We start from the raw sequence: 24908 nt of genomic DNA, 5'->3' as shown, positions 1-24908 counted from the left end.
TGTCGTGTACTAGCCGAGCATGGAGTACGAAATCACGAACCAGCCAGCGTTCGCCGAACTCGTACTGACACTGGACGCGGACGAGGAGGTTCAGGCCGAGTCGGGGTCGCTGGTCAGCCATTCGGCGACGGTGGGCGTGCCCTCGGATACGACACCGTCGCTCGAACGTTCGGTTTCCGGCGGGGAGGCGGCGTTTTCGACCACGTTCGCCGCGGACAACCCCGGAACGGTCAGGCTCGCGCCGCCGTTTCCGGGCGACATCTTTCACTACGAACTCCGGGACGAGACGCTGTACGTTCAGTCGTGTTCGTTTCTCGCGGCGGAACCCGGCATCGACTTCGACGCGCCGTTTGACGAGGAAGGGACCTTCGTGGAGTGCTCCGGCGACTTCCTTCTCGAACTCTCGGGGGCGGGGCTCGCGTTCCTCTCCAGTTACGGGGCCGTCTCGGTGGTCAGCCTCGACCCCGGTGAGACGTACCTCGTGGACACGGGTCACGTCGTCGCGTTCGAAGGGTCAGTGGACTTCGACGTGACGCGGGCCGATAGTGTCCAGTCGCCCACGGGCGGCGGCGATGGTCTCCTCTGTGAACTCGAAGGGCCGGGGACGATTTGGACGCAGTCTCGAAGTCCGGTAGCGCTCCTCAGATGGTCTCTCCCCAACGTATCGAACGATGAGTGAGTCCGACTGCCTGTTCGAAATTCTCCGCGGGTCGACGGGTAGATAACAGGTGGTTGATGACAAGTGGCGGAATTTGCGCCGCGCACGACGCTTATTTATGGGGAGGTAGAACGGGTGAGTATGCGAGAGGATTTTCTCCTACTCAACCCGGGTCCGGTACCCCTCGCGCGCGACGTTCGACAAGTGATGAGCGAGCCAATGGTGTCACACCGCTCCGCGGAGTTCGAGTCGGTGTACGAGGACGCCCAAGACGGTCTCGATTACGTCTTCGAACGCTCTTCGCTCGACGGAACGCCGACGACGAGCGGCGGTACCAGCCTCATCTTCAACGGGACGGCGACGATGGCGATGGAGGCCGCCGTCGCCAACCTCGCCGGTGAAGACGACGAAGTGGTCGCCGTCGCGAACGGCAAGTTCGGGCGGCGGTTCAAGCGAATCGCCGACCGGCACGCGGACGTGACGCCGGTTACGTCCGAATGGGGTCATCCCATCGACCCCGAGGCTGTCGCCGAAGCGGTCACCGACGACACGAAAGTCGTGACGATAGTTCACAACGAGACGAGTACGGGACTGTTAAATCCCGTCGCCGAAGTCGGCGAAATCGCGGCGGAACACGACGCCTACTTCGTCGTGGATGGCGTGACGTCCCTCGGCGGCGACGAGTTCCTCGTGGACGAGTGGAACGTCGACGTAGCGGTGACGGATGCCCAGAAGGCCCTCGCGGCCCCGCCGGGAACGAGCGCGATGTACGCGACGCCTCGCGCACAGGAGGCCTTCGACGGCGAGAACGCGCCGTTCTACGAGGATTTGGACTGGCACCTCCGCAAGGCCGATTCCCACCAGACGCCGTTCACCAGCGCCGTACCGCTGTTCCGCGGCCTCGCGCTCGCCGTCGGCCACATCGAGGAGGAGGGAATGCCGGAACGCATCGCACGCCACCGCCGACAGTCCGCCGCGTTCCGGTCGGCGTTCACCGCGATGGGACTGTCGATGTTCCCCGAGCGAAACGACGCCTCGGAGTACTCGAACACGCTCACGGCGATTGCGCTCCCCGTCGGCGTCCGGGAGAACCCGGACGACTTCTTCGACGCCGTGGTCGAACGCGGAGCGAGCATCAGCGGCGGACAGGCCCACCTCGGCGGCGAAATCTTCCGCGTGAGCAACATGGGCAACCTCTCGTCGGAACAGGTCCTGCGCGGTGTTCGCACCATCGGCGAGGCCTTCCTCGACGTCGGCGAGAACGTGGACTTGGAGGCCGGAATGGCCGCCGCCCGCGAACAGTTGCGATAACGACGGGGGACGCAGGTCGGTTTTTTGAGAAGGAGCAGGGAGTAGCGTTCGGAGTTCCCTCAGCGGTGTCTCTATTCGTCCGGGAACGGAACCTCGACGAGGTCGCCGTCGTCGGGGGCGAAGACCTCGCCCTCGAACTCCTCGCGGGCCTCCGTCAGGTGCGCGGAGACGTTTCCGGCGTAGCGCGAGGAGACGTGGGTGATGGCGAGGCGGGCCGCACCGGCGCGGCGGGCGACGTTCGCGGCCTGTCTCGCGGTCGAGTGGGCGGTCTTCTTCGCGCGGTCCTTCCGGTCGTCGGCGAACGTCGCGTCGTGGACGAGCAGGTCGGCGTTTTCGGCGGCGGAAACGACCTGCTCGGTGGGGCGGGTGTCGCCGGTGTAGACGAACCGGCGGCCGGGTCGCGGTTCGCCGACGACCTGCTCGGGGCGGACGACGGAACCGTCGTCGAGTTCGACGGGGTCCCCGGCGTGGAGTTGCTGGAACTTCGGACCGACGGGGACGCCGAGTTCCTCCGCCCGTTCGCGATCGAAGCGACCCTTCCGCTCGTCCTCGACCAGCGCGTAGCCGACGGAGTTCGCGTCGTGGTCCGTGCGGAAGGCGCGGACCTCGTACTCGTCGCGGCGGACGGCGACCTCGCCGGGTGCGACCTCCGTGATGTGGACGGGGAACGACGGTTGGTGGCCCGCCGTGCGAACGAGCGCGTCGATGTCGCCCCCGGTTCCACGCGGCGTGTAAATCATGAGCGGGTCGTCACGGTCGTTGAAATCCCACGTCTGAATCAGGCCGGGAATTCCGAGGATGTGGTCGCCGTGGAGGTGCGTGATGAAGAGGTCGGAGACGGTGAACCCGGTTCCGAAGCGCATCATCTGGCGCTGGGTTCCCTCTCCGGCGTCGAAGAGCAGGCGGTCACCTTCCCGGTTGACGAGGATAGAACTCGGGTTTCGTTCCGTCGTCGGCACTGCCCCACTGGTTCCGAGGAAGGTAACGCGCATCGACATCTACTCGCAAATCGAAGGCCGACGATTAAACAGCCTTCGAAAGCGTCGCTGGCGCGCTCGGAAACTGGCTGTTGTTTTTCTCGTCGTTGGACGGACCAATGCGAGAAGGAGCGACCTAACCCGTCGAATCGGCGTCTTAACTCGTGAACGGTGGACGCCGTTTATCGGTCGTCTCGTCGTCAAATCGTTCGCGGAATGGGAGAGATATGACACGAATCCCGAGAACAGTGAGTGCCGTACTCGTGTCCCTTCTCGTCGTCTTCGCCGGCGGTGTTGCGACATCGCTAGCGACGTCGGGCGGAGGGGGGTCGAATACGGCACCTGAAACGCAGGTTACGGGCCTGAACGATGTGACGCAGATGAACACATCGGAGGCAAACGTAACGATAGACGACCAACAAAGTGACGGCGAGACGCTCGTCATCTCGTCCGTGACCATGCAAGAGGGTGGCTTCGTCGCCATCCACGACCAGAGCCTGCTCGACGGGAACGTCGTCGGCAGCGTGTTGGGCAACTCCGTATATCTCGAACCAGGGACGCACGAGAACGTCAGCGTGACGCTCGCGCGCCCCATCAACGACACGGAGACGCTCATCGCGATGCCGCACATGGACACGAATTCGAACGGCGTCTACGACTTCGTTATCGGAAACGGCACCGTTGACGGACCGTACACCGCAAACGGCGAAGTCGTCGTCGACGACGCGCAGATTTCGGTGGGCCAGCAGGGTCCCACGATGGGCAACGAGACGAATCAGACGGGACAGCAGTTCGTGTTCCGTATCGAATCGCTCTCCATCGCCGAGTGGTCGTTCGTGGTTGGTGACAGTACCCAACCCGACCGCACCGAAGTCGTGAGCGGTATCGACTTGAAAGACGAGACGGTTCACGTCAACACGACCGCGCTGCTCCAGAACGGGTCGGCGTCGGACGTCGTCCAGCGTGGGCCGGACATCTCACAGAGCGACGTGAATGACGTCGCGGACCAAGCCAACGCGGCTTCGACGGGCGACCTCGATACCGTCCGCGTGGTACTCCGCGACATCACGATTCAGAACACGACGTTCATCGTGGACGCGCCGCAGAACGTGAGCCTTCCCGACCTCCCGCACATGCCGGGAGAACCGGGTGTTCCCGAACAACCGACGATGTCGAATCTGGACGCGAACGTCACGTTCGACAACCAAACCAGTGACGGACAGACAGTGACGGTCGATTCCGTCACCATGTCCGAGGGTGGTTTCGTCACCATCCACGATTCGAGTCTCCTCGACGGCAACGTCGTCGGGAGCGTCGTCGGTACGTCGGAGTACCTCGAACCGGGAACGCACGAGAACGTCAGCGTGACGCTCAACGAGCCGCTGACCGAGAGCCAGACGCTCATCGCGATGTCGCACCTCGACACCAACGACAATCAGGTGTACGACTTCGTGACGTCGGGCGGCAGCGCGGACCTGCCGTACGTGGTGGACAACAACATCGTCGTCGACCCGGCGTACGTGACCGTCGAGGGCGGTGGCGGTGCGACGACGACCACGACGGAGACACCGACGACCACGTCAACGACGACGGCAGCGCCCACGACGGGCACGTCGACCACGACGCAGGTCGGTGGCGGTGGAGCGGCCACGTCCACCACGTCGACGACCGGAACGACCACGACGAGCGGTTGTGGCTGTGCGAACACCACCACGGCGGCCGAAACGACGACGCAATCGACGAGTACGACCCAAACCACGACTGCGCAGGGCACGACGGCAGAGGGTACGACTACGACGACACAAGCCGGAAACGCCAACGTGGAGAACGTCAGCGACCTCGGACCGTCGTTCTCGGTGAGCAACCTCGAAGCACCGTCGAACGCGACGGTCGGTGACACGATATCCGTGAGCGCGACCATCACCAACCCGACCAGCCAGCAACTCACGCAACCCGTGGACTTCCGGTTGGCGGGGACGGTGGTTCAGCGCCAGAACGTTACGTTGGACGCCGACCAGAGTACGACCGTTACCTTCGAGGTTCCCACGACCGGTGTTGCACCCGGGACGTACCCGCACGGCGTGTACGCCCGTAACTTCGGTCAGATAGCGACGATAACGGTCGAGGCCGGTGAAAACGCGACGACTACGACGGCGACGACCCAAGCCGGAACCACGACGAGTGCAGAGACGACGAGTGCAGGAACCACGACGGTCGCATCGCAGACGACGACCGCCGAAAATGCGACGCAAGCGGAAACGACGACGGCCGGAGCTGCGACGACCCAAGCCGGAACAACGACCAGTGCTGGTAACGCGACGACCCATGCCGAAACGATGACGAGCGCCGGAAACGAGACGACCCAAGCCGGAACCGCGACGAGCGCAGGAACCGACACGACGAACGCGAGTGTCGTCGTCTCGGTTCTCGACGCATTCGGGGACCTCGTATAACGTCCTCTGTCGTTTCTTTCGACGGGCGCGTTCATCAGCCGCTTTTTTCGCCGCGATACAACCGACCGATTCTTGTCCGACGACTCCCTACCGATTCCCAATGGAGTCGCCGCTGTGGACCGAAACGCATGCGCCTGCCCTCGCCGACCTGCCCCAACCGGAGGTACGCGACTATCTGGAGCGGGCGGTGAACGAGCCGATAAACCTCGTCCTTCACGGCCCGGAGGGAAGCGGGAAAACCGCCGCCGTGCGCGCATTGGCTCGCGAGGCACACGACGACCCGGACAACGACCTCGTGGAGATCAACGTCGCGGACTTCTTCGACCGGACGAAAAAGGAAATTCGGGACGACCCCCGGTTTTCCAACTTCCTGCAGGGTCAGACCGAGTTCTCCAAACAGTACCGACAGGGATCGGGCAAGAAGAAGTACAAGCGCAACTGGTCGAAACGCGAGATGATAAACCATATCCTCAAGGAGTACGCCGGTTACGCGCCGTCGACGGGGTCGTACAAGACCATCGTCCTCGACAACGCCGAATCCATCCGCGAGGACTTCCAGCAGGCGCTCCGTCGCGTGATGGAGCAGTACCACGAGACCACGCAGTTCGTCATCACCACGCGTCAGCCGACGAAACTCATTCCGCCCATCAAGTCCCGCTGTTTCCCCGTCTCGATGCGCAAGCCGACCGGCGGGGAAATCGAGGCCATTCTCCGGTCGATTTTAGACGAGGAGGAAGTCGAATACGACGACGGCGGGATTCAGCTCATCTCGGGGTACGTGAAAGGCGACGTGCGGAGGGCCATCCTATACGCACAACTGCTGTACGAACAGGAGGGCCGCGTTCACAGCGAGGATTACGAGGTCATCCGCGAGTTCGGCATCAGCGGGCGTATCGGCGACATGCTCGACAAGGCAGAACGCGGCGATTTCAACGACGCCCGCAAGGATTTGGACGACCTGCTCGTGGACGACGGCTACAGCGGCGAGGAGGTACTCGAAGCCATCATGGAGGCGTTCCGGCAGAACCGCTATTCCGGCGACGAACTGGCCGAACTGGTCGTCCTCGCGGCGGAAATCGACATGGACTTGGCAGGTGGAACGAGCGACCGGTTACAGATTTCGCACCTGCTGGCCGAGTTGGGCGCGTAGAAATTGGGTCGTTCTCTCCTCTTCTCGTTCCCTCTTTTTCCCGTCCTCTCTTTTTTCCGTCGTTCTCTACGTGTTTCCGGACGCGCCAAGCGATCGCAAAATAGCCGTCGGAACGGACGGGTCGTCAGTCCACGAGGCGTTCGATTTCGGTCACGAGGATGCCGCTGGCACCGAGTCCCTTGACCTCGTTGATGGTCTCGAACACGTCCCGCTCGTCGACGACGGTATGGACGGCGACCTTGCCGTTCCCCGCGATGTCCATGACGGTCGGTCCGCCGAGGCCGGGAATCACTTCCCGAATCTCGTCGAGTTTGTCCTCGGGGGCGTTCATCATGAGGTAGCGTTTGCCCTCGGCCGAGATGACCGACTGGAGCGCCATCGTGACCTGTTCGACCTTGTCGTCGCCGACCACGTCCTCGCGGGCGAACAGCCGAACCGAACTCGACAGCACCTCGTCGATGATGCCGAGGCGGTTGACCTTCAGCGTCGTCCCGGTGCTCGTGATGTCGATGATGGCGTCGGCCATGTCGACGTGCGGGGTGAGTTCCGTGGCACCCGATACCTCCACGATTTCGGGCGACACCTCGGTTTCGGCGAAGTACTGCTTCGCGACGTTCGGGAACTCCGTGGCGACCGTTTTGCCCGCGAGGTCGGCCACCTCCTTGATGTCTCCCTCCTCGGGTGCGGCCAGCACGAGACGGCACTGACCGTAGCCCAAATCGAGGATATCGGAGACGTTGCCGGGGTTCGCCTCTCGCATCTGGTCGAGACCAGTGATGCCGATGTCGGCGGCACCGTCGCTCACGTACTCCGGGATGTCGGCGGCCCGGGCGAACAACAGCGTCACGTCCGGGTCGACGGTGCTCGCGTACAGTTTGCGGTCCGCACCGTCTACGACATGCAGCCCGGCGTGTTCGAGCAATTCCATCGACGGGTCGTGCAACCTGCCCTTGTTAGGGACCGCGATTCGCATTATCTCGGCTTCGGTCGGCCAGACGGATTACTCTTGCTTTCCCGGTTCAAACTGCAAATTGTGCCATACCGTACCGTATCACGGGGGAATCCAGCAGAGTCATGCGAGGGGGCGAACTATTTCGCCCCATGACGACGCTCGAAATTTCCGGTGGGCAGGTACTGCGACCGGACATGACCGTCGAACGCGCGGACGTGCTGGTGGATCAGGACGACGGAACGATTCTCTCCGTCGGTGACGTCGCGGACGCGGACGAGACGCTGGACGCGAGCGACGGCCTCGTGATTCCGGGATTCGTAAACGCACACTGCCACGCCGCGATGACGCTCCTTCGCGGGTATGCGGACGACAAGCCGCTCGAAACGTGGCTCCGGGAGTCCGTGTGGCCCGTCGAGGCCGCTTTGACGCCCGAGGACGTGCGTGCCGGAACCGAACTCGGCATGCTGGAGATGATCAAATCGGGGACCACGGGCTTCGCGGACATGTACTTCGAAGTGGATCAAGTCGCCGAGGCGGTCGAGGAAGCGGGGCTTCGCGCTCGAATCGGCCACGGCGTGGTCACGATTGGAAAGGACGAGGAGGCCGCCCGCGAGGACTTTCGGACGAGCCTCGACATCGCCGCGGAGTTCGACGGCGCGGCGGACGGGCGAATCACGACGGCCGTGATGCCCCACAGCCTCACGACGGTCGGCGAGGAGTATTTAGACGAGTTCGTCCCCGAAGCGCGCGAGGCGGGCGTCCCGCTCCACTACCACGCGAACGAAACGCGGGACGAGGTCGCCCCCATCGTCGATGAACGGGGGAAACGACCGCTCGAATACGCCCGAGAGAAGGACATGACCGACTCGTCGGATTTCGTCGCACACGGCGTCCACGTCAACACGACCGAAATCGACCTGCTGGCGGAGACGGGCACCGCGGTCGTCCACTGCCCCGCCTCGAACATGAAACTCGCCAGCGGGATGGCCCCGGTACAGGCGATGTTGGACGCGGGTATCACGGTCGGACTCGGGACGGACGGCGCGGCGTCGAACAACGACCTCGACATGTTCGGCGAAACACGGGACGCGGCCATGCTCGGGAAACTCGCCGCGAACGACGCCAGCGCGGTCCCCGCCGAGTCGGTCGTGGAGATGGCGACCCGCGGAAGCGCGACGGCGCTCGGGTTCGACAGCGGCCGAATCGAGGAGGGCGCGAACGCCGACCTCGCCGTCGTCGACCTGTCCGCGGCCCACCTCGTCCCCCACCACGACCTCGTGAGTCACCTCGCCTACGCCGCGCGCGGAAGCGACGTGAGACATACGATTTGTGACGGGGCGATTCTCATGGCGGACCGCGAGGTACTGACGTTGGACGAGGAATCGGTTCGTGAGACTGCCGAGGAGAAGGCACACGAACTGGTCGAGCGCGCGATGGAGTGAGTTTGGCCGAGCGCTTCTCGATGTTTCTGGCGACTCGATAGCGACGAATCAGTCAGGATAGTGGAAAGTTTTATCGACATAGAGTAAAGAACACTTTCCATGGAAACCGCGGACGAACGCACACTCGAAATCGGGCGGCGAAGTTCGCAGACGGCTTTTATCGCGCTATCAGCGTTGCTACTGTCCGTCGTGGTCACCCACATCTACCAGCACGGCCTCGAAGACTTTCAGACGGTCCGATTCGAATTTCTCGCGTTCCTGCTCGGGCAGGTCGTCTACTTCGGGTCGGGGCAGTACTACGAGCGTGTGATGTGACGATGGAAAACGACCTCAAAATCAGACGCGCCAAGGCGGACCTCACACAAGCCGACCTCGCAGATGTGGTCGATGTTTCCCGTCAGACCATCAACGCCATCGAAGGTGGCCGGTACGACCCGAGTCTCGAACTCGCGTTTCGACTGGCGGGCTACTTCGACTGCACTATCGAGGACATCTTCGACCCGCCGAACAGCGACTGACCGTCGACTGCTGATTCCCTTCGGTACCGTTTTGAACGCCCTCGCCAATCTCGAAGGTATGGGAACCTATCCACCGATAAGCGAGCAGTTGGACGATTTGGAGTCCGCTCGCGTCGAGGGGCACCGCAAGATGGACTGGGCGCGCCAGCACATGCCGATAATGACGACGATTCAGGAGGAGTTCGTCGCCGACAAGCCGCTTTCCGGCCAGCGCATCGGCATGGCGATGCACGTCGAGGCGAAGACCGCAGTCCTCGTGGAGACGCTCGCGGAGGGTGGCGCCGAAGTCGCCGTCACCGGGTGCAATCCGCTCTCGACCCACGACGACGTGAGCGCCGCACTGGACGAACACCCGAACATCACCTGCTACGCGAAGCGCGGCGTGGACGACGAGGGTTACTACGAGGCCATCGAGTCCGTCATCGACCTCGAACCCACCATCACGGTGGACGACGGCATGGACATGGTCGCGGCCATCCACGAGGACCATCCCGAACTCATCGAAACCGTCGTCGGTGGCTGTGAGGAGACGACGACCGGCGTCCACCGACTCCGTGCGATGGACGAGGACGGCGCGCTCGATTACCCCGTCTTCGCCGTCAACGACACGCCGATGAAGCGCCTGTTCGACAACGTTCACGGCACGGGCGAGTCGTCGCTGGCGACCATCGCCATGACGACCAACCTCTCGTGGGCCGGGAAGAACGTCGTCGTGGGCGGCTACGGCTACTGTGGCAAGGGCGTCGCGAAGAAGGCGGCGGGCCAGAACGCGAACGTAATCGTCACGGAAGTCGAACCGCGCCGCGCGCTCGAAGCCCACATGGAGGGCTACGACGTGATGCCGATGGCCGAGGCCGCCGAAGTCGGCGACGTGTTCATCACGACGACGGGCAACCGCGACGTCATCACGAAAGAGCACTTCGAGGTCATGAAGGACGGCGTCCTCCTTGCCAACGCGGGACACTTCGACGTGGAGGTCAACCTCGACGACCTTTCGGACCTCGCGGTCGCCGAACGCGACGCCCGCGACGGCGTCCACGAGTACGAGATGGAGGACGGCCGCCGACTCAACGTCATCGCTGAAGGCCGCCTCGTCAACCTCGCCGCGCCCATCGCGCTGGGCCACCCCGTCGAGGTCATGGACCAGAGCTTCGGCGTGCAGTCGGCCTGTGTCCGCGAGATGGTCGAGAACGGCGAGAAATACGATGCAGGCGTCCACGAGGTCCCGGACGAACTCGACAGGGAAATCGCGGAAATCAAACTCGACGCGGACGGCGTCGAGTTCGACTCGCTCACGGACGAGCAGGAAGAGTACATGGGTAGCTGGCAGCACGGGACGTAGTCGGGTTCGTTCGGACTCCGAACTCCCGTACCCATCGGCAGCGGGTTCTGTGCGAGACAGTCCCCGACCAAACGTTTTCTTCTCTACGGACTAACAGGAGACCATGAGTCTCGACCACGTCGCGCCGGGCAACGACGAGGAGGAGGCGTATCTCGACGCGCTCTCGATGGCCTGTGACCACTACGACGTCGACGCCGAGTCGAAGTACGTCCACTTCTCGAACCCGGCGGTTCGGGTTCACTACCTGACCGCGGGCGACGGCCCGCCGCTCGTCCTCCTGCACGGCCTCGGTAGCACCTCGGCCGTCTGGCTGCCGCTCTTCGACGCGCTCACCGACCACTTCACCGTGATTGCTCCCGACCGCCCCGGGAGAGGTCTCTCGACGCCGACGGACTACCGCGAGACGGACCTCCGGACGTTCGGCGTCGAGTACGTCGTGGACCTGCTGGACGAACTCGGAATCGAGAAGACGAGGGTCGTGGGCAATTCGCTCGGCGGATTTCAGGCGCTCGCGCTCGCCAGCGACCGTCCGAACCGCGTGGAACGGCTCTGTCTCGTCGGCGCGCCCGCCGGTCTCTCACGGAGCGTCCCGTTCGGTTTCCGACTGTTCGACGTGCCGAAACTCGGTCGCTGGCTGTTCGACTACTCGGAGGCGACGACGGTGGCGGACGCTCGAAAGACGAACCGCCAGATGAATGTCGAGGACGATTCGGCGCTCCCCGACTGCTACTTCGGTCCCGAGATTCGAACCGAGACGGTCCCCGGCCAGCGCGAGAGCCTCTGGTCGCTGTTGGAGTCGCTCGGGTCGATTCGCGGAATGGCCCCCCGGTTCGACCTCCGGAACGACCTCCCGACCGAAGTTCCGACGCGGTTCGTCTGGGGGACCGAAGACTACTTCTGGAAACCGGCGGTCGGCCGTCCCGTCGTGGGCGAGATGGAGAACGCCGACATGGTAGTGCTGGACGGCTACGGTCATGTCCCGTGGCTGGAACCGGGTGACGCCGCCGAAGAAGCGACCGTGACGTTTCTGACCGACGACGAGACCTGAACCTTCGCCAGTTCACCTTCACCGCGCTATCGGCCGTTTTATTGCCCGCCACCGCCGACCATCGACCGAACACATGGCGAATCGGAAAGGCGACAGACGGGAGCGCGAACTCGTCAACAGACTGGACGACACGGGATTCGCGGTCATGCGCGCTCCCGCCAGCGGGGGTGCGACCCAGCGCGAACTGCCGGACGTACTGGCCGGGAACAGGAACGTTTTCTACGCCATCGAGGCGAAATCGAGTGCGGGGGACCCGATATATCTCACGGGGGAGGAAGTCGAAGCGTTGGTCTACTTCTCGCAGAACTTCGGCGCGAAACCGAAGATCGGCGTTCGGTTCGACCGGGAGGCCTGGTACTTCTTCCACCCCGCCGATGTCCACCAGACGAAGGGCGGGAACTATCGGGTGAAGAAGGAAACCGCGCTGGAGGAGGGCGAGACGATGGACGACTTGTGGGCGGAAGACGACGGGGTGGAGTCGAAACACAGCGTCTCGGACGTTCTCCACGCGGTCGAACAGGGCGTCCTCTCGGTGGACGAGGCGACGGAGATTCTGGAGTAGCCGTCGCTCCGCGATTCACTTCCTCCGCGAAAAATCGGTTCGACTACTCCGTTTCCCGAAAGTCGGTCAGTTCCGACTGGTCGCCCGGACGCTCGGCCCGCTGAAGTCGCGAGCGCGGGAACGAGTAGCGCCGCACGTGTCGTGGTTCGACCTGTTCTGGTCGAAGCCCCGACGGAATCGGGTAGAGTACTTCGACGACCGGGTCGTCCGCCGGGTAGCCCTCGTTCGTCGGGTACGCCGCGACGGTGCAGTCGCGGCCCGGGACCTCGACTTGGTCGGCCCGGTGGTCGGTCATCCCGACGACGACTAACAGGTCGCCGGTCGCGCGGTCCATCACGGGCTCGCCGGGACGGAGTTCGCAGTGTTCACAGAAGTGTGGCCCCGTGGCCGCCGTCTTCTCGTCCACGAAGATGACGGACTGACAGCGGGCACACTCGACTGCTTCCTTTCCCGGGGGCGGGACGCGACCCTCGTTGATTTCGATTGCGACCCGACGGAGGTGCTTACACCGAACGCCCCGCATCATGTGGTCGGGGCAGGTACAGCGCCCGCCGAGCAGGTCCACGAAGTACGTGTTGTCGCTCTGGCTTTCGACTTCGTACAGTCCGCCACCGAGCGGCGTGACGGACATACGCTCCGCTCTGGCGCGTTGCGAGCGAGGATTCGTCTCCTCGGTCTCTGCCAGCGGAGCCAGCGATACTTTTCCGGAAGCGGCTGTGTCTATCATGGGTGCTTCCTCCGACGTGAAACCGAACGACGAAAATCGGCTCGTACCGGCCACTCTACTGCGGTTTCGACGTATTACGGTACGCACCGAGCGACCCTAAGGCTTTCACCTGTCAACGCAAGTCCCGTCTTTTCTCGCCCCGCGAAACGACGGTAATGGCTCGTTTCCGTGTCGCGGGAACGTTCCCGCCCTTCGGGAACCTTCTATGCCGTTCACGTTCGTGCCGATTTGCCGCTAATACGGACTCGTCCCCATGAACGTGGGAAAAAATCGGACGGCAACTTCGAAGCGGAGAACTTTTGACGCAACCCCGGAAAACGAAGAGCATGAATCTCGAGGACGACACGGTTCGCGACATCGTCGTCTCCGTCGTGTCGGTCGGCGTCTTTATCGTAGCGATGTTTGTCGTGGGCTCGCAGTTCGAAAGCGGCGGAATCACCGGTACTGGCGCGCTCGAAATGGTCGGCGTCATCACGCTCTTCGTCCTCGTCATGACGGGCGTCGGCTTCTGGCTGGCGAATCAGCACTGACGTTCGAACCTGCTCGTGCTAATCGCATCAACTCCCGCTGGTCATACCGATATCTACCGGTCGCGCCAATCCGTCACGGTCCCGTTTTCGTCCAGTGCGTCCTCGTAGTAAACGAGCGGATGCGTCACGGTCTCACAGCGCTGGTCCTTGTTGACGCAGTCATCGTACGCTTGGAGCGTCGCACAGCTCGGCGGCGCGAACTGCGCCGTCCGTTCGTCTCGGAGTCGTTCGATTCTGGCGCGCAGACGGTCCCCGCGTCCCGACGACCGAACCTCACAGAGCGAGAGGATTTCGTCCGCGTCGAGCCCGATGCTGGTGAGAAACGAAACTAACGTGAACTCGGAGTGGGCGGGAAGCGTCTCTGCGTCACGAGCCCGCGAGAGAAGCGCCGTCATGCACGGCGGGAACAACTCCGGGGCCAGCGTGTCGATGTCGTGCGAGAAGTCGGCGTCGGTAAACGACGATTCCAGTTCCGAGAGTTCGTCGGCGAGTTCCTCGCCGATTTCGTCGGGGACGGGAAGCGGGAGGTCAGCGGCGATGCGCGTCTCCACTGCCGTCCGAAGCAGTTCGTGAAGTTCCGCCTGTGAGACGACCACGATGCCGTCTTCGAGTTGGCGCGCGACGAGTCGCCACTCGTCCCCGAACTCACCGACGAGCGAGATGTAGGTCGAAACGGCGACGCCGAACCCGTCCTCCCGCGTCGTGATGTCCTTGGCGAGTTCGAAATCGGCGAGAAACGCATCGAGCGTCAGCGACGCTCCTTTCGTACTCTTCAGCCCGTCGTCCGGCGTCTCGAAGTCGGCGGTGAACCGTTCGTAGGCCGTCGTCGCCTCTGCGTTGGCGTACTTTTCGACCGCACCCGGTGCGTCGAGGAGCGAGACCAACATTCGGGCGATGGGATAGGAGAGCACCTCCGCCGTCGTCGCCCACCGCCGGCCGTCGTCCGGCGCGCGCACGGTTCCGTCGAGGAGTGCTCGTCGCACGCGCTCCACGCCGCGTTCGACTGCCGGGTGGCGGTCGCCCTCCCCCGCGATGACTTCCGCGAGGTCGAGGTTCGCGTCCCGAACCGCCTCACGAGCGGACGCGAGAAACGGGTATCGGGCGTGGAGCGAGTTCATTAATCGACCTTACGAGCGATGCCCGATAAACGCGACGGTCGACGGTAACGGGGGATTTCCATCGTCCGTCGACTGGAAATCCCGCATTTCCTCGATTCGGTCGAATCCAATCACCTATTACCGACGCGTGAGAAACGGGTTTCGTGCCACGCTTCGCATATCCGTGCCCCGACTGTCGAACCACGACGAACCTTCACGGCCCGGACTGTCGGTTCGACGGCGAGCCGTGGACGGACATCGAAAAAGCGTACACGGACATCATCGCCGTGCTTTCGGCCGACTCGTTGACCGAGGAGGAACTCCGCGAGGCGGTTCACGGACGCTGGGACGCCACCCACGTCGCGGCGCTCGACCGGCTTCGTCACGAAAAGCGAGTCGTCGAGAGCGACGGTGCACTGCGCCTCCTCACCGCCGACGAGTTCCGCGAAACCGTCTCCGAGCCGAGTTTCGAGCCGATGAGTACGATTTACGAGAAAGGGAGCGTGCCCGGATGTCACGACAACGCCGTCTTCGCCATGATCGCTTGGTACGAGATGGTCGGCCTGTCGTGGCCGGAGACGCGCGAGAACGTCGTCGAATGGCTCCACAAGAGCGGTACGTGGGGCCGCGGCGGCTTCGAGGAGTCCACGCCCGAGGAATTAGCCGAAAGCAAACGACACGTCTACGAGGCGGGCTACGGGTGGAAAGAGAAAGCGCAGTCGGCGAAAGCGGTCATCGACCGAAACTTGTAGAATCGAGATCCGACGTCCGTCAGTCGCTCTGGATGCGCGGTGCGAGCATGTACGTCACTTGGCCCTTTCCTTCCGCGATTTCGAAGTGAAGTTTGACGGGGAACTCCTCGCCGAGGTCGATGCTCACTTCGCTGTCTTTCGGAATCGCCTTGTTCATATCCTTCAGGTAGTCGAGGCTGAACAGGGAGTGTGCGGGGCCGACCGCGAGGTCGATGAGGTCGTCGCGGTCGAGTTTCAGGTCGACATTGTCCGTGTCGCCCTCGGCTTCGACGTAGAAGACTTCGTCGTCCTCGTTCACGCCGAGCGCGATGTGGTCGGACACCATGTCGGCGGCCTTGACCGCTCGATTGATGTCGGAGCCTTCGACGACGATGGTCGCGGAGAGGTCGAGGTCCGGGATGTCGGGTTCCTGGCGGATGGAATCGGGGTCGATGAGCGCGAGGGTGTACTCCAACCCGTCGATTTTGATATGGAGTTTGCGCGTTTCCTCGTCCAATTCCATCTCGATGAGTTGGTCGGAACTCGCCATACCCGCGATGCTTTCGAGGCGGTCGAGGTTGACGCCGAGAACGCCGCCGTCCGCTTCGTAGGATTCGAACGCTTCGGCGTCGAGTTGAAGGTCCACCATCCCGACGTTGGCCGGGTCGACCGCTTTGATGGTGAGGCCATCCTCCTCGAGGTGGATTTTGGATTCATCCACAAGAACGCCCACGGAATCAATCGTCGTCCGGAGCGTATCCGCGCTCACGATAGCCTTGAACATGTTGATGGTGGCTATGAAAGGCTGGCATAAAAAGTCACCCGTTCGCGCGCGCGACGCACAGTGGCGACAGTCCCCGAGTGACGCCCTCACACCGGTCCTTTCTTTTCTCTAACACTCATGATAATATACAATAATTTGATAAACTTTTTACGATAGAAGATTCTTTGAACAAATATGTCGCAGGAGTGGCGGCCGGAAGAGTACACGCTCGACGAAGACGACCCTCGATGGGGAATCTGCAACTACTGTAACAAGAAGGTCTTCGTCGGTGGAAAGAACAAATCCGACCTCGTTCGCCATGAGACCGAGTGTGAGTACCGGGACGGGTAGTGTCCGTCGGTCACCATCATTTTTCACCCGACAGAAACCGCCGGGACGCCGAACGAAGGGCGTAAACATCCGCATAGACTACCGTCTCCCAACGAATGGCCCGTAAAGACCACTATTACAACAAATCCAAGCAGCAAGGCTACCGCTCGCGAGCGGCCTACAAACTCAAGCAGTTGGACGAATCCGCACACCTCCTCCACGAGGGCGAGACCGTCGTGGACCTCGGGGCCGCCCCCGGCGGTTGGCTTCAAGTCGCCGCCGAGGAGGTCGGTGATGATGGAACCGTCATCGGCGTGGACCTCCAGCGAATCAAGGACATCGACGGCGTCGAAACCATCCGCGGCGACATGACGGAGGAAGACACCCAGCAGGAAGTCATCGACGTCGCGGGGTCCGCCGACGTCGTCCTCTCGGACATGGCACCGAACATGACCGGCGAGTACAGCCTCGACCACGCTCGCTCGGTCTATCTTGCCCGGCAGGCGTTCGAGACGGCGCTCTCCCTGCTCGATTCGGGCGGCGACTTCGTCGTCAAGGTGTTTCAGGGACCGGACCTGAACGACCTGCGCGACGACATGGAACCGGAGTTCGAGTACGTTCGAACCATGAGTCCCGACGCCTCGCGTGACGAGTCCTCCGAGGTCTACCTCGTCGCTCGGAAACGCCTCACCGCGCCCGTCAGACCCGGCGACACCCTCGAAGTGACCATCGAAGGTGTGGGAAGCGAGGGCGACGGCGTGGCGAAAGTCGAGGAGTACACGCTGTTCGTTCCGAACACCGAGGAGGGTGAGACGGTCGAAATCCGCGTCGACGACGTGAAGCCGAAGTTCGGCTTCGCACAGCGACTGGACCGAGACTGAAGTCCGCGTTCAGTCCGCGGAACTCGGCACTCGACCCGCGGACGTCTGCGACCGCAGGAACCCGACGACGGCGTAGACGAACGGCGTGTCGAGGAGCGCAACGAGCAGTTTGAAGACGTACTGGCCGACGACGAGCGAGAGGATGACGTTCGTCGGGAGTTGCGGCCCGATACCGACGAACCGCGGCAGCGCGAAGAACGCGACGCCGACGAAGATGACGGTGTCGATGGCCTGACTGCTCGCCGTCGAACCGATGTTGCGCGCCCAGAGGTGGTCGCCGTCGGTGAGGTCACGGATTTTGTGGAAGACGATGACGTCCCAGTTCTGGCTGACGACGTACGCACAGAGGCTCCCGACGACGATGTTCGTGCTCGCGCTGAGGACGGTCCGGAACTTTCCGGGGTCCACGCTGGACTGTGCGGCGGGCGCTTCGATGGTGGACCAGACGAGCACCAGCATGACGAATATCATGACGAAGGCGACGTTCACGAGCCGCTGGGCCGCCTTTCGCCCGTACACCTCGGCGTAGCAGTCGGAGGCGAAGAAGGTCAACGCGTAGGCCAGCGCCGCCCCCGGAAGAATGAGCGCGTCGCCCGTAATCGGCAGGGTAAGTGGAATGGTGAACTGAAGCACCTTCGCCGCCGTGAGTTGTGCCGTCACGAGCGCCGTCACGAACAGCGCGGTGAGGACGAGTTGACCGGTGGCGAGCGCGGAATGCGGTTCCCTTCTCCCTTCAGTCATCTTCGAGTCTCCCGTGGCGTTCGTCTATCTCGTCGAGGATGTCGAGCATCTTCCGAACCGACGCCCGAATCGCCTCGCTCCTGTTGACGAACTTGCCGTCGTCACCGACGTGGTCGTCCAAATCGGCGAGAAGTTCGTCGGGGACTTCGACGCTTATCTTGGTCATACCGGGATATTCCGCGAAGAATACTTAAGCCCAACGTCAGGCGCGTCGTCCGCCGAGGGTTCCCAGCCAGAGGACGCCGAGTCCGAAGACGTAGGCGACGGCGACCGGGATGGCGACGAGGAACATCGTGTAGAGGCTGTCGGGCGTCACCAGCGCGGCGACGGCGAAGATGCCGATGACGGCACCGCGCCAGTATTCGAACATCGACTCGAACGTGACGATGCCCGCCCAGTGGAACAGGAACATCGTGACCGGCACGTCGGCGAGGAGACCGATTCCCACCGTCGTGAGGAACACGAGCCAGAAGAACGCCTTCACCCGGTAGTAGATGAGCATGTGGGCGTCGTGGGCGTCGACGACGAGCCACGAGATGATGTTCGGGGCGACGATGGTGTAACCGATGTAGCTCCCGGCGATGAGGCCGACGAACAGCGTCGCGCCCCACAGGAAGAACACGTTGCGGTTCCCCCTGACGAGTTTGCGCTCCTTCATCGCGGGCCAACTGTAGTAGAGCACCATCGGGAGTATCGACACGGCGGCGAGCAACGTACTTATCTTCACCTCGAAGATGAGCGCCTCGACCGGGTGCAGGGTGACGACGTTGAGCTGTTGGCCGTTCGCCAGTATCGACTGGGGGACGCGACTCGTGAAGTCCTGGTTGATGTAGCCGATACCGCCGTTGTAGAGGTAGACGAAGACGCCCGCGAGGACGAGCATGAACACGCCGACGATGCGGAACAGCTTCGACGTGAGGCTCTGGAGGATGAACGCGAAGTCGTAGTAGTAGCCGCCGATGTCGTCCTCCGTCGTCTCGTCCTCGGTGAACGCGTTCGTCATGCCCGCGGCGGTACGTTGGAGGACGTTGCCGTCCTCTTGGGTCTCTTTCGGCTCTTGGGCCACGTCCTCGGCGAGGGGTGTGCCGTCTTCGTCCTCCCGGATTTCGGCGTCCTCCTCGGTCTCCTCTTCTTCCTCCGGGTTCGCTTCGTCGAAGCGGTCGAAGATGGCCTGTGCCTTCTCGGGTTGGTCCGCCTCCATCGCGGCGCGGGCGTAGTTGAGCGACTCGCCCTCGTCCATCTCGGCGAACACTTCGGGCGGGGCGGCCCGGACACCTGCGGCGTCGAGTTCACCGATGTCGATTGCGGCGGGTGCGCCACTTTCCTGCCCGACTCCGGCGTTCGCTTCGAGCGACACGAAGAGGTAGTAGAGAGCGGCGAGGACGAGCGCGACGAATCCGACGGCTCCCGCGACGAGGAAAATCGCCGTTCCGCGCGGCATGCCGACTATCTGTTCGACGGGCGAAAGCGCCGCGGGTCGGTACTCCGCCGGAAACGCCGGAAGGAGTTGGCTGTTTACGTAACTGACGCCCGCTCGGGTGAAGAATAGATACGTCACGCCGCCCGCGATGAGCGCGATACCGAGGAGGTAGTTCCACCGCTCAGCCACCGACCGTCTGATGCTTATCTCGCTACTGCCGCGTTTGATGGTGACGAGTATCTTCGACAGATAGAGGCTGAACGCGTAGAGGATGACGAGCGGAATCGCCCACATGACCTGCGTGAACGGGTCCGGCGGGGACGCGACTGCGCCGAAGACGAAGATGATGAGGATGGCGTAGCGCCACTTGTCACGGAACGTCTCGTATTTCACGATGCCCGAGTAGCTCAGCCCGCTCATGATGAGCGGCAGTTCCGCGGCCAGACCGAACGAAAGCGAGATGATGAGGACGAACTCGGTCCACTGGACGATACCGTACTTCGGACTCAAGTTCGCCTGCACCGCGTTCTTGGCGAGGAACTGGAACATCAGCGGGAGATAGACGGAGTACCCGTAGGCGAGTCCGCCGAGGAACAGCGCCACCGCGAGGACGACGAGGGGAACGATTTTCCAGTATGAGATGGAGAATTCGGGATACCATTCGCGCTCCCGAATCGAATCCCGACCGAGATAGAGGAGAACGGGGATGGCGAAAACCACGCCGGAGAACATCGCTATCTTCGCTTGGAGGAGGATGACGTCGAACGGCGTCACCGCGACGATTTCGACGTGTCGCATCACCTGCCGTGACATGCTGGCGGTCGTCACGTCGCGCAGGAACGGCCACACCTTCCACGACATGGCGTAAAACGTGCCGATGAAGCCGATGACGAATACGATGAAGACCTTCTGAAGGTGTGTCTGTGCCGTCGAAAGCATCGCTCCGATGGTTTCACGCCCGGAAGCGACGGTGTTGGCGGTATCCTCGTCGATGAGACTGTTCCCCGAGGTAGACATTGCTTGCGGATGGTAACCTCCTGCCAGTTATCAATCTTCCCGTCTCGCAAGATGAAGAAAGCCTATAATAACTCGGCTGCTTATCCTCGGGTGAATGGGCGAAGAATCGGATGCGACGTCAGGCAGTAATATCTCGAACGTTCCGGCGTCGGACGAAGCGCCGGAGCCGCCGGATGAGGACCTGTACACGCCTGAGGACCCGGAGCCAGCAGTGGAGCGGCCGAGCCAGCCGACGGAGGACGAGGAGATGCCGCTCGCCGACCACGTGGAGGAGATGATAAAGCGGCTCGCCATCGTCCTCGTCGTCGCGGGAGCCGTCAGTCTCCTCACGCTGCCTGCTGCTGACCACGTCATCAACTTCCTCTGGAATCAGATACTGCCGGTCCAGAAGGCCCGCCCGCGGCTCTACGCCCCGCTGGCGCTCGTCATGACGAAACTCAAGGTCGCCAGCCTCGCGGGCCTCATCATCGCGCTCCCCGTCATGGTGTATCAGACGTACCTCTTCATGCGTCCCGGACTCTACCCCCACGAACGTCGCTACTATCTCGCAGCGGTGCCGACGAGTCTCGTCCTTGCCTTCATTGGCGTCAGTTTCGCCTACTTCCTCATCCTCCCCGCCATCTTCACCTACTTCCTGTCGTACTCTCAGCAGGCGAACGTCGCCATCGCGTTCGGCCTGACGAAGACGTTCAATCTCATTCTGATGATGATGGGCGTCTTGGCCGTCGTGTTCCAGATTCCGCTCCTCATCATGCTCGCCATCATGATGGGCTTGACGACGCGCCAGTGGATGGCGAACCGTCGGCTGTACTTCTGGGGCGGGTTCGCCGGGTTCGCGTTCCTGTTCAGCCCCGACCCGACCGGTATGGCCCCGTTCCTCGTCGCAATCACGATGGTCGGCCTGTTCGAAGGGACGCTGCTCCTCCTCAAATGGACGGGCAAGTGACGGTTTAGGATCGTTCTCGCGTCGTCCCCGACCTCTCGGAATCACGAAACGGTACCTTTCGATATTCGTAACCGGGTTATAACTAAGGGAGTCAGTATCCAGTGTGGATGTAGCGTTCGTACCTGCCCTTAGCTCGCGTGCCAGCAGCTACAGACCGCAGTTCGCGTGCCAGCAGACTGCCACCCTTTGGGTGCGAACGCCCGACGCTCTTTCTACTGACTTCCCGTCGGATAGTCGGTACTGAACACGTCCTCGACTAGCGGTTCGTTCGAGTTCGAGTCGGATGATTGTTCGTTATCCGACCCGTGCGTCTCGTCCTCCGCTTGTTCGCGGGTCGTTCCTCCCCGCTCACTATTCGATGCCCGCTCGTCTGCCGACTCGCGTGCATCGCTTTCCGGACTCACGCTCCCAGTCCGATAGCCGTGCAAATCGAGCGTGACGTGGTCGAACCCGAGTTCCGTTAGGTGGTCCCGAGCGGCGCGAACGAACTCCTCGTCCAACGCTCGGGGCAGTTCGTCCTCGCCGATTTCGATGCGCGCCAGTCCGTCGTGGTCCCGCACCCGGAACTGTGTGAACCCCCACTGACGGAGCACCGTCTCGGCCTGTTCGATACGTGAGAGACGCTCCTCGGTTACTTCCAGCCCGGTCGGGATGCGCGAGGAGAGGCAGGCCATCGCGGGCTTGTCGGCGACGGAGAGGTCGTATCGCTCCGCGATTTCGCGGACCTCCGCTTTTGAGATGCCGTGCTGGAGGAGCGGCGAGTAGGCGTCCAGTTCCTCGACGGCCCGGAGTCCGGGGCGGTGGCCCGCCGACACGTCGTCGGCGTTCGTCCCGTCGCAGACGACCCCGATACCCAGTTCGGCCGCCCGGTCGAACATCGCACCGAGTCGCATCGTCCGGCAGTGGTAACACCGGTCGTCGTCGTTCTCGACGAAGTTCGGGTCGTCCAACTCGCTGAACTCGGCGATGACGTGGCGAATCCCTATTTCGTCGGCGACCCGTTTTGCGTCCCCGAGTTCGGCCTCGGGCAGTGTTTCGCTCTTCGCGGTACACGCGACGGCGTCGTCGCCCAGCGCGTCGTGTGCGATGGCGGCGACGACGCTCGAATCGACTCCGCCGCTGAACGCGATGAGAACGCCCTCACGCGCCGCGAGGTCCGCCTTCGCGGCGGCCAGTTTCTCCGAAAGGGTTGACATACCTCGTGGTTGTTGCGAGCGGGCAAAAGTGCCTCGTCCCGACGGAGGACCTCATCGTCCGTCGAGTTCGTCTCTCCCGACGCGCGTCGGGAACGTTTTTTATGTATGACGCAATATCACGGAGCGAATGGACCTTGAGGCGGTACCCGGCGTCGGCGCGAAGACCGCGGACGCGCTCGCGGAGCTCGATGACGCCGAGCGAGCGCTGGAAACCGGCGACGTCGCCACGCTGGCACGAGCGCCGGGCATCACGGAAGGGCGGGCCGCCGCCATCGCGCGCGGTGCCATCAGGATTCGACACGACGACGACGGCGGCTTTCTCGCCACCGACAGGGCGCGGGAGTTGTACCGCGACGCCCTCTCGCTCGTGAAAACGCGGGCCGTCACGACGTACGCCGAAAAGCGCCTCGAAACGCTGTACCCCAGTTCGTCCGCGTCTCGAATCGAGGAGGTACACGAGTTCACCCGCCGGGCGATGGAGCGCACGCCGACGGCCGCGGTTCGGGAGGCGCTGGCGGGCGTCGAACCGCTCTCTGCTCCCCGAGGCGTTCGCGTCACCGACCGCTGTTTGGCGACGACCGACGCCGAACGGTACGCGAAAGCGCGCGAAGTGATTCCAGAACTGCCGGTCGAAGTGGTGGAGGACACCCGGGAACTGGCGGAACTCGCGCGCGGCTACTCCACCGTCGTCGCGCTCGACGAGGCGTTCACGGGCGTCGCATTGGACGGCGACGTTCGCGTCGAACCCGACGCGCTCGAAACGCCGGCGGAACTCGTCCCCGAACGCCCTCTCGCCTTCTTCGCCGGGAACCGAGCGACGTTGCTCGCCGCCGCGGAAGTGCACCGCGTCGCGGGACTCGACGCGCCGCTCGACATCGACGGGTTGGAGTCCGCACTCGCTCGCGTCACCGCCGATGGCGGCGTGACGGGCGACGAGGAACTCGCTCGGTTGACGGACGCGGTGTCCGATTTGGACGCCGCCGTCTCGATGGCGGAGAACGTCGCCAACGACCGACTCCGCGAGGCGATTCGGGAGCGCGACGTGACCATCGAGGGTTCGGACCTGCTCTCGCTGGTCGAACGCGGTGCGGGCGTGGATTCGCTCCTCTCGCGCGAGTTGGGGGACGAGTACGACGCGGCAATCGCCGCCGCCCGCGAGCAGTTAATCGAGACGTTAGCGCTGGACGTCGGGGAGTCCGAAGTCGCTCGGCAGGCGTTTCCCGACGACCCGACGTTCCCCGTCGAACACGACGAGAGCGTGGTTTCGCGGCTTCGCGAGCAATTAGAGGCCGAAAAGTCACGGCGGGCGGCGCGACACAAGCGCGAACTCGCGCGCGAACTCGCGGACGAACGCGAGGCGGCGACGGAACTCGTTCGCGCCGCGCTCGAACTGGATGTCGAACTCGCCATCGCGCGGTTTGCCCGCGATTTCGAGTGCGTCATGCCCGAGTTCGAGGGGGACGGGTTCGACATCGCGGGCGGACGCTCGCCTCTCCTCGACGTGGTGTTCTCCGCGGTCGAACCGGTGGATTACGGCGTCTCGGGCGTGGCCCTCCTCTCAGGGGTCAACAGCGGCGGAAAGACGTCGACGCTCGACCTCGTGGCGCTCGTGGTCATCCTCGCCCACATGGGCCTGCCGGTGCCCGCGGAAGCGGTTCGTCTGCGGCGATTCGAGGAACTCCACTATCACGGCAAAACGCAGGGCACACTCGACGCGGGCGCGTTCGAGAGCACGCTCCGGGAGTTCGCGTCCCTCGCGGACGGGCAGGCGGGTCGCCTCGTTCTCGTGGACGAACTCGAAAGCATCACCGAACCCGGTGCGAGCGCGAAAATCATCGCGGGGATTTTAGAGGAGTTGAGTGAACGCGACGTGACCGGTGTGTTCGTCTCCCACCTCGCCGACGAAATTAGGGACGTGGCGGACAGCGCCGTGGCGGTGGACGGAATCGAGGCCACGGGATTGGTCGACGGCGAATTAGTGGTCGAACGTTCACCGGTGAAAGACCACCTCGCCCGTTCGACGCCGGAACTCATCGTGGAGAAATTAGCCGACGGCGGCGAAAACGGCTTCTACGAGCGGTTGCTGGAGAAGTTCGAGTAGCGGCGTTTCGGCGGA

The 24908-nt window shown here is 63.2% G+C and carries 25 protein-coding genes; 16 read left to right on the top strand and 9 right to left on the bottom strand.

Annotated elements, in window-relative coordinates; translation table 11 throughout:
* The first annotated feature begins 19 nt into the window (after positions 1–19).
* Positions 20–679 (top strand): TIGR00266 family protein, encoded by a 660-nt coding sequence (locus tag AC1XDK_RS04255; RefSeq protein WP_483348521.1) that lies wholly within the window; start codon positions 20–22, stop codon positions 677–679.
* Between the two features lie 120 nt (positions 680–799).
* Complete coding sequence (locus AC1XDK_RS04250; RefSeq protein ID WP_483348520.1) at positions 800–1969, top strand: pyridoxal-phosphate-dependent aminotransferase family protein; 1170 nt, start codon at positions 800–802, stop codon at positions 1967–1969.
* Positions 1970–2040: 71 nt separating this feature from the next.
* Here AC1XDK_RS04250 and rnz read toward each other — a convergent pair whose 3' ends face one another.
* On the bottom strand, positions 2041–2967 hold the full coding sequence (gene rnz, locus AC1XDK_RS04245; RefSeq protein WP_483348519.1) for a ribonuclease Z: 927 nt from the start codon (positions 2965–2967) through the stop codon (positions 2041–2043).
* Positions 2968–3173: 206 nt separating this feature from the next.
* On the opposite strand from rnz, the gene AC1XDK_RS04240 reads away from it, so the two are divergent.
* Both AC1XDK_RS04240 and AC1XDK_RS04235 read left to right on the top strand, forming a co-directional pair.
* Positions 3174–5399, top strand: a complete 2226-nt coding sequence (locus tag AC1XDK_RS04240) for a DUF7282 domain-containing protein (RefSeq protein ID WP_483348518.1) — start codon at positions 3174–3176, stop codon at positions 5397–5399.
* A gap of 100 nt (positions 5400–5499) precedes the next feature.
* On the top strand, positions 5500–6549 hold the full coding sequence (locus AC1XDK_RS04235; protein ID WP_483348517.1) for an AAA family ATPase: 1050 nt from the start codon (positions 5500–5502) through the stop codon (positions 6547–6549).
* Between the two features lie 124 nt (positions 6550–6673).
* Here AC1XDK_RS04235 and hisG read toward each other — a convergent pair whose 3' ends face one another.
* Positions 6674–7522 carry an ATP phosphoribosyltransferase gene (gene hisG, locus AC1XDK_RS04230; protein ID WP_483348516.1) on the bottom strand — a complete coding sequence of 283 codons (849 nt, stop codon included), beginning with the start codon at positions 7520–7522 and terminating at the stop codon, positions 6674–6676.
* A 128-nt stretch (positions 7523–7650) separates the two neighbouring features.
* Here hisG and AC1XDK_RS04225 point away from each other — a divergent pair, with 128 nt between their 5' ends.
* From AC1XDK_RS04225 to hjc, 6 genes are all read left to right on the top strand, one after another.
* Positions 7651–8943: an amidohydrolase gene (locus tag AC1XDK_RS04225; RefSeq protein ID WP_483348515.1), complete on the top strand. Its 1293-nt coding sequence runs from the start codon at positions 7651–7653 to the stop codon at positions 8941–8943.
* Between the two features lie 99 nt (positions 8944–9042).
* Complete coding sequence (locus AC1XDK_RS04220; RefSeq protein ID WP_483348514.1) at positions 9043–9258, top strand: hypothetical protein; 216 nt, start codon at positions 9043–9045, stop codon at positions 9256–9258.
* 2 nt (positions 9259–9260) lie between these two features.
* Complete coding sequence (locus AC1XDK_RS04215) at positions 9261–9461, top strand: helix-turn-helix transcriptional regulator (protein WP_483348912.1); 201 nt, start codon at positions 9261–9263, stop codon at positions 9459–9461.
* A 58-nt stretch (positions 9462–9519) separates the two neighbouring features.
* The gene (locus AC1XDK_RS04210) at positions 9520–10803 is read left to right on the top strand and encodes an adenosylhomocysteinase (RefSeq protein WP_483348513.1); all 1284 of its coding nucleotides are present in this window, start codon (positions 9520–9522) and stop codon (positions 10801–10803) included.
* A 103-nt stretch (positions 10804–10906) separates the two neighbouring features.
* Positions 10907–11851, top strand: a complete 945-nt coding sequence (locus AC1XDK_RS04205) for an alpha/beta fold hydrolase (RefSeq protein ID WP_483348512.1) — start codon at positions 10907–10909, stop codon at positions 11849–11851.
* A 73-nt stretch (positions 11852–11924) separates the two neighbouring features.
* The gene (gene hjc / locus AC1XDK_RS04200; RefSeq protein WP_483348511.1) at positions 11925–12413 is read left to right on the top strand and encodes a Holliday junction resolvase Hjc; all 489 of its coding nucleotides are present in this window, start codon (positions 11925–11927) and stop codon (positions 12411–12413) included.
* A gap of 43 nt (positions 12414–12456) precedes the next feature.
* Here hjc and AC1XDK_RS04195 read toward each other — a convergent pair whose 3' ends face one another.
* On the bottom strand, positions 12457–13140 hold the full coding sequence (locus AC1XDK_RS04195) for an SWIM zinc finger family protein (RefSeq protein ID WP_483348510.1): 684 nt from the start codon (positions 13138–13140) through the stop codon (positions 12457–12459).
* 326 nt (positions 13141–13466) lie between these two features.
* On the opposite strand from AC1XDK_RS04195, the gene AC1XDK_RS04190 reads away from it, so the two are divergent.
* Positions 13467–13670 carry a DUF7472 family protein gene (locus AC1XDK_RS04190; RefSeq protein WP_069450295.1) on the top strand — a complete coding sequence of 68 codons (204 nt, stop codon included), beginning with the start codon at positions 13467–13469 and terminating at the stop codon, positions 13668–13670.
* A 53-nt stretch (positions 13671–13723) separates the two neighbouring features.
* On the opposite strand, the gene AC1XDK_RS04185 is transcribed toward AC1XDK_RS04190, so the two are convergent.
* Complete coding sequence (locus AC1XDK_RS04185; RefSeq protein WP_483348509.1) at positions 13724–14788, bottom strand: DNA primase large subunit PriL; 1065 nt, start codon at positions 14786–14788, stop codon at positions 13724–13726.
* A gap of 143 nt (positions 14789–14931) precedes the next feature.
* Between AC1XDK_RS04185 and AC1XDK_RS04180 the strand changes: the two genes are divergently transcribed.
* A complete protein-coding gene (locus tag AC1XDK_RS04180) occupies positions 14932–15519 on the top strand; it encodes a DUF7474 family protein (RefSeq protein WP_483348508.1) in 588 nt (195 codons plus the stop codon).
* Positions 15520–15538: 19 nt separating this feature from the next.
* Here AC1XDK_RS04180 and AC1XDK_RS04175 read toward each other — a convergent pair whose 3' ends face one another.
* Entirely contained in the window at positions 15539–16282 is a 744-nt protein-coding gene (locus tag AC1XDK_RS04175) for a DNA polymerase sliding clamp (protein ID WP_483348507.1), read from the bottom strand.
* A 174-nt stretch (positions 16283–16456) separates the two neighbouring features.
* Between AC1XDK_RS04175 and AC1XDK_RS04170 the strand changes: the two genes are divergently transcribed.
* Both AC1XDK_RS04170 and AC1XDK_RS04165 read left to right on the top strand, forming a co-directional pair.
* Positions 16457–16612, top strand: coding sequence for a hypothetical protein (locus tag AC1XDK_RS04170; protein ID WP_483348506.1), 156 nt, complete (start codon positions 16457–16459; stop codon positions 16610–16612).
* Between the two features lie 95 nt (positions 16613–16707).
* Entirely contained in the window at positions 16708–17472 is a 765-nt protein-coding gene (locus AC1XDK_RS04165; RefSeq protein ID WP_483348505.1) for a 23S rRNA (uridine(2552)-2'-O)-methyltransferase, read from the top strand.
* Positions 17473–17481: 9 nt separating this feature from the next.
* Here AC1XDK_RS04165 and AC1XDK_RS04160 read toward each other — a convergent pair whose 3' ends face one another.
* Genes AC1XDK_RS04160 through tatC (AC1XDK_RS04150) form a run of 3 tightly spaced genes read right to left on the bottom strand, consistent with a single transcriptional unit; the run spans position 17482 to position 20650 of the window.
* Positions 17482–18213, bottom strand: a complete 732-nt coding sequence (locus tag AC1XDK_RS04160) for a queuosine precursor transporter (protein ID WP_483348504.1) — start codon at positions 18211–18213, stop codon at positions 17482–17484.
* Entirely contained in the window at positions 18206–18379 is a 174-nt protein-coding gene (locus AC1XDK_RS04155; RefSeq protein WP_483348503.1) for a ribbon-helix-helix domain-containing protein, read from the bottom strand. The genes AC1XDK_RS04160 and AC1XDK_RS04155 overlap by 8 nt, the downstream gene beginning before the upstream one ends.
* A 36-nt stretch (positions 18380–18415) precedes the next feature.
* Positions 18416–20650 carry a twin-arginine translocase subunit TatC gene (gene tatC, locus AC1XDK_RS04150; protein WP_483348502.1) on the bottom strand — a complete coding sequence of 745 codons (2235 nt, stop codon included), beginning with the start codon at positions 20648–20650 and terminating at the stop codon, positions 18416–18418.
* A 94-nt stretch (positions 20651–20744) separates the two neighbouring features.
* Between tatC (AC1XDK_RS04150) and tatC (AC1XDK_RS04145) the strand changes: the two genes are divergently transcribed.
* Complete coding sequence (gene tatC, locus AC1XDK_RS04145) at positions 20745–21596, top strand: twin-arginine translocase subunit TatC (RefSeq protein WP_483348501.1); 852 nt, start codon at positions 20745–20747, stop codon at positions 21594–21596.
* Positions 21597–21808: 212 nt separating this feature from the next.
* Here the strand turns inward: tatC (AC1XDK_RS04145) and larE are convergent, their stop codons facing one another.
* Entirely contained in the window at positions 21809–22792 is a 984-nt protein-coding gene (gene larE / locus AC1XDK_RS04140) for an ATP-dependent sacrificial sulfur transferase LarE (protein ID WP_483348500.1), read from the bottom strand.
* A 127-nt stretch (positions 22793–22919) separates the two neighbouring features.
* Here larE and AC1XDK_RS04135 point away from each other — a divergent pair, with 127 nt between their 5' ends.
* On the top strand, positions 22920–24893 hold the full coding sequence (locus AC1XDK_RS04135) for a MutS-related protein (protein WP_483348499.1): 1974 nt from the start codon (positions 22920–22922) through the stop codon (positions 24891–24893).
* Positions 24894–24908 lie beyond the last annotated feature (15 nt).

Source organism: Haladaptatus sp. HS23, assembly GCF_056892285.1.
This window is presented reverse-complemented; position numbering and strand designations above follow the sequence as displayed.

Bases quoted from the DNA above. Each gene is read 5' to 3' on its own strand.
- AC1XDK_RS04240 (WP_483348518.1), top strand. From the start codon at position 3,174: ATGACACGAATCCCGAGAACAGTGAGTGCCGTACTCGTGTCCCTTCTC.
- larE (WP_483348500.1), bottom strand. From the start codon at position 22,792: ATGTCAACCCTTTCGGAGAAACTGGCCGCCGCGAAGGCGGACCTCGCG.
- AC1XDK_RS04225 (WP_483348515.1), top strand. From the start codon at position 7,651: ATGACGACGCTCGAAATTTCCGGTGGGCAGGTACTGCGACCGGACATG.
- AC1XDK_RS04190 (WP_069450295.1), top strand. From the start codon at position 13,467: ATGAATCTCGAGGACGACACGGTTCGCGACATCGTCGTCTCCGTCGTG.
- AC1XDK_RS04155 (WP_483348503.1), bottom strand. From the start codon at position 18,379: ATGACCAAGATAAGCGTCGAAGTCCCCGACGAACTTCTCGCCGATTTG.
- AC1XDK_RS04250 (WP_483348520.1), top strand. From the start codon at position 800: ATGCGAGAGGATTTTCTCCTACTCAACCCGGGTCCGGTACCCCTCGCG.
- tatC (WP_483348501.1), top strand. From the start codon at position 20,745: ATGGGCGAAGAATCGGATGCGACGTCAGGCAGTAATATCTCGAACGTT.
- AC1XDK_RS04195 (WP_483348510.1), bottom strand. From the start codon at position 13,140: ATGATAGACACAGCCGCTTCCGGAAAAGTATCGCTGGCTCCGCTGGCA.
- AC1XDK_RS04175 (WP_483348507.1), bottom strand. From the start codon at position 16,282: ATGTTCAAGGCTATCGTGAGCGCGGATACGCTCCGGACGACGATTGAT.
- AC1XDK_RS04135 (WP_483348499.1), top strand. From the start codon at position 22,920: ATGGACCTTGAGGCGGTACCCGGCGTCGGCGCGAAGACCGCGGACGCG.
- rnz (WP_483348519.1), bottom strand. From the start codon at position 2,967: ATGTCGATGCGCGTTACCTTCCTCGGAACCAGTGGGGCAGTGCCGACG.
- AC1XDK_RS04255 (WP_483348521.1), top strand. From the start codon at position 20: ATGGAGTACGAAATCACGAACCAGCCAGCGTTCGCCGAACTCGTACTG.
- hisG (WP_483348516.1), bottom strand. From the start codon at position 7,522: ATGCGAATCGCGGTCCCTAACAAGGGCAGGTTGCACGACCCGTCGATG.
- AC1XDK_RS04220 (WP_483348514.1), top strand. From the start codon at position 9,043: ATGGAAACCGCGGACGAACGCACACTCGAAATCGGGCGGCGAAGTTCG.
- AC1XDK_RS04170 (WP_483348506.1), top strand. From the start codon at position 16,457: ATGTCGCAGGAGTGGCGGCCGGAAGAGTACACGCTCGACGAAGACGAC.
- AC1XDK_RS04185 (WP_483348509.1), bottom strand. From the start codon at position 14,788: ATGAACTCGCTCCACGCCCGATACCCGTTTCTCGCGTCCGCTCGTGAG.
- AC1XDK_RS04235 (WP_483348517.1), top strand. From the start codon at position 5,500: ATGGAGTCGCCGCTGTGGACCGAAACGCATGCGCCTGCCCTCGCCGAC.
- AC1XDK_RS04210 (WP_483348513.1), top strand. From the start codon at position 9,520: ATGGGAACCTATCCACCGATAAGCGAGCAGTTGGACGATTTGGAGTCC.
- AC1XDK_RS04165 (WP_483348505.1), top strand. From the start codon at position 16,708: ATGGCCCGTAAAGACCACTATTACAACAAATCCAAGCAGCAAGGCTAC.
- tatC (WP_483348502.1), bottom strand. From the start codon at position 20,650: ATGTCTACCTCGGGGAACAGTCTCATCGACGAGGATACCGCCAACACC.
- hjc (WP_483348511.1), top strand. From the start codon at position 11,925: ATGGCGAATCGGAAAGGCGACAGACGGGAGCGCGAACTCGTCAACAGA.
- AC1XDK_RS04215 (WP_483348912.1), top strand. From the start codon at position 9,261: ATGGAAAACGACCTCAAAATCAGACGCGCCAAGGCGGACCTCACACAA.
- AC1XDK_RS04205 (WP_483348512.1), top strand. From the start codon at position 10,907: ATGAGTCTCGACCACGTCGCGCCGGGCAACGACGAGGAGGAGGCGTAT.
- AC1XDK_RS04160 (WP_483348504.1), bottom strand. From the start codon at position 18,213: ATGACTGAAGGGAGAAGGGAACCGCATTCCGCGCTCGCCACCGGTCAA.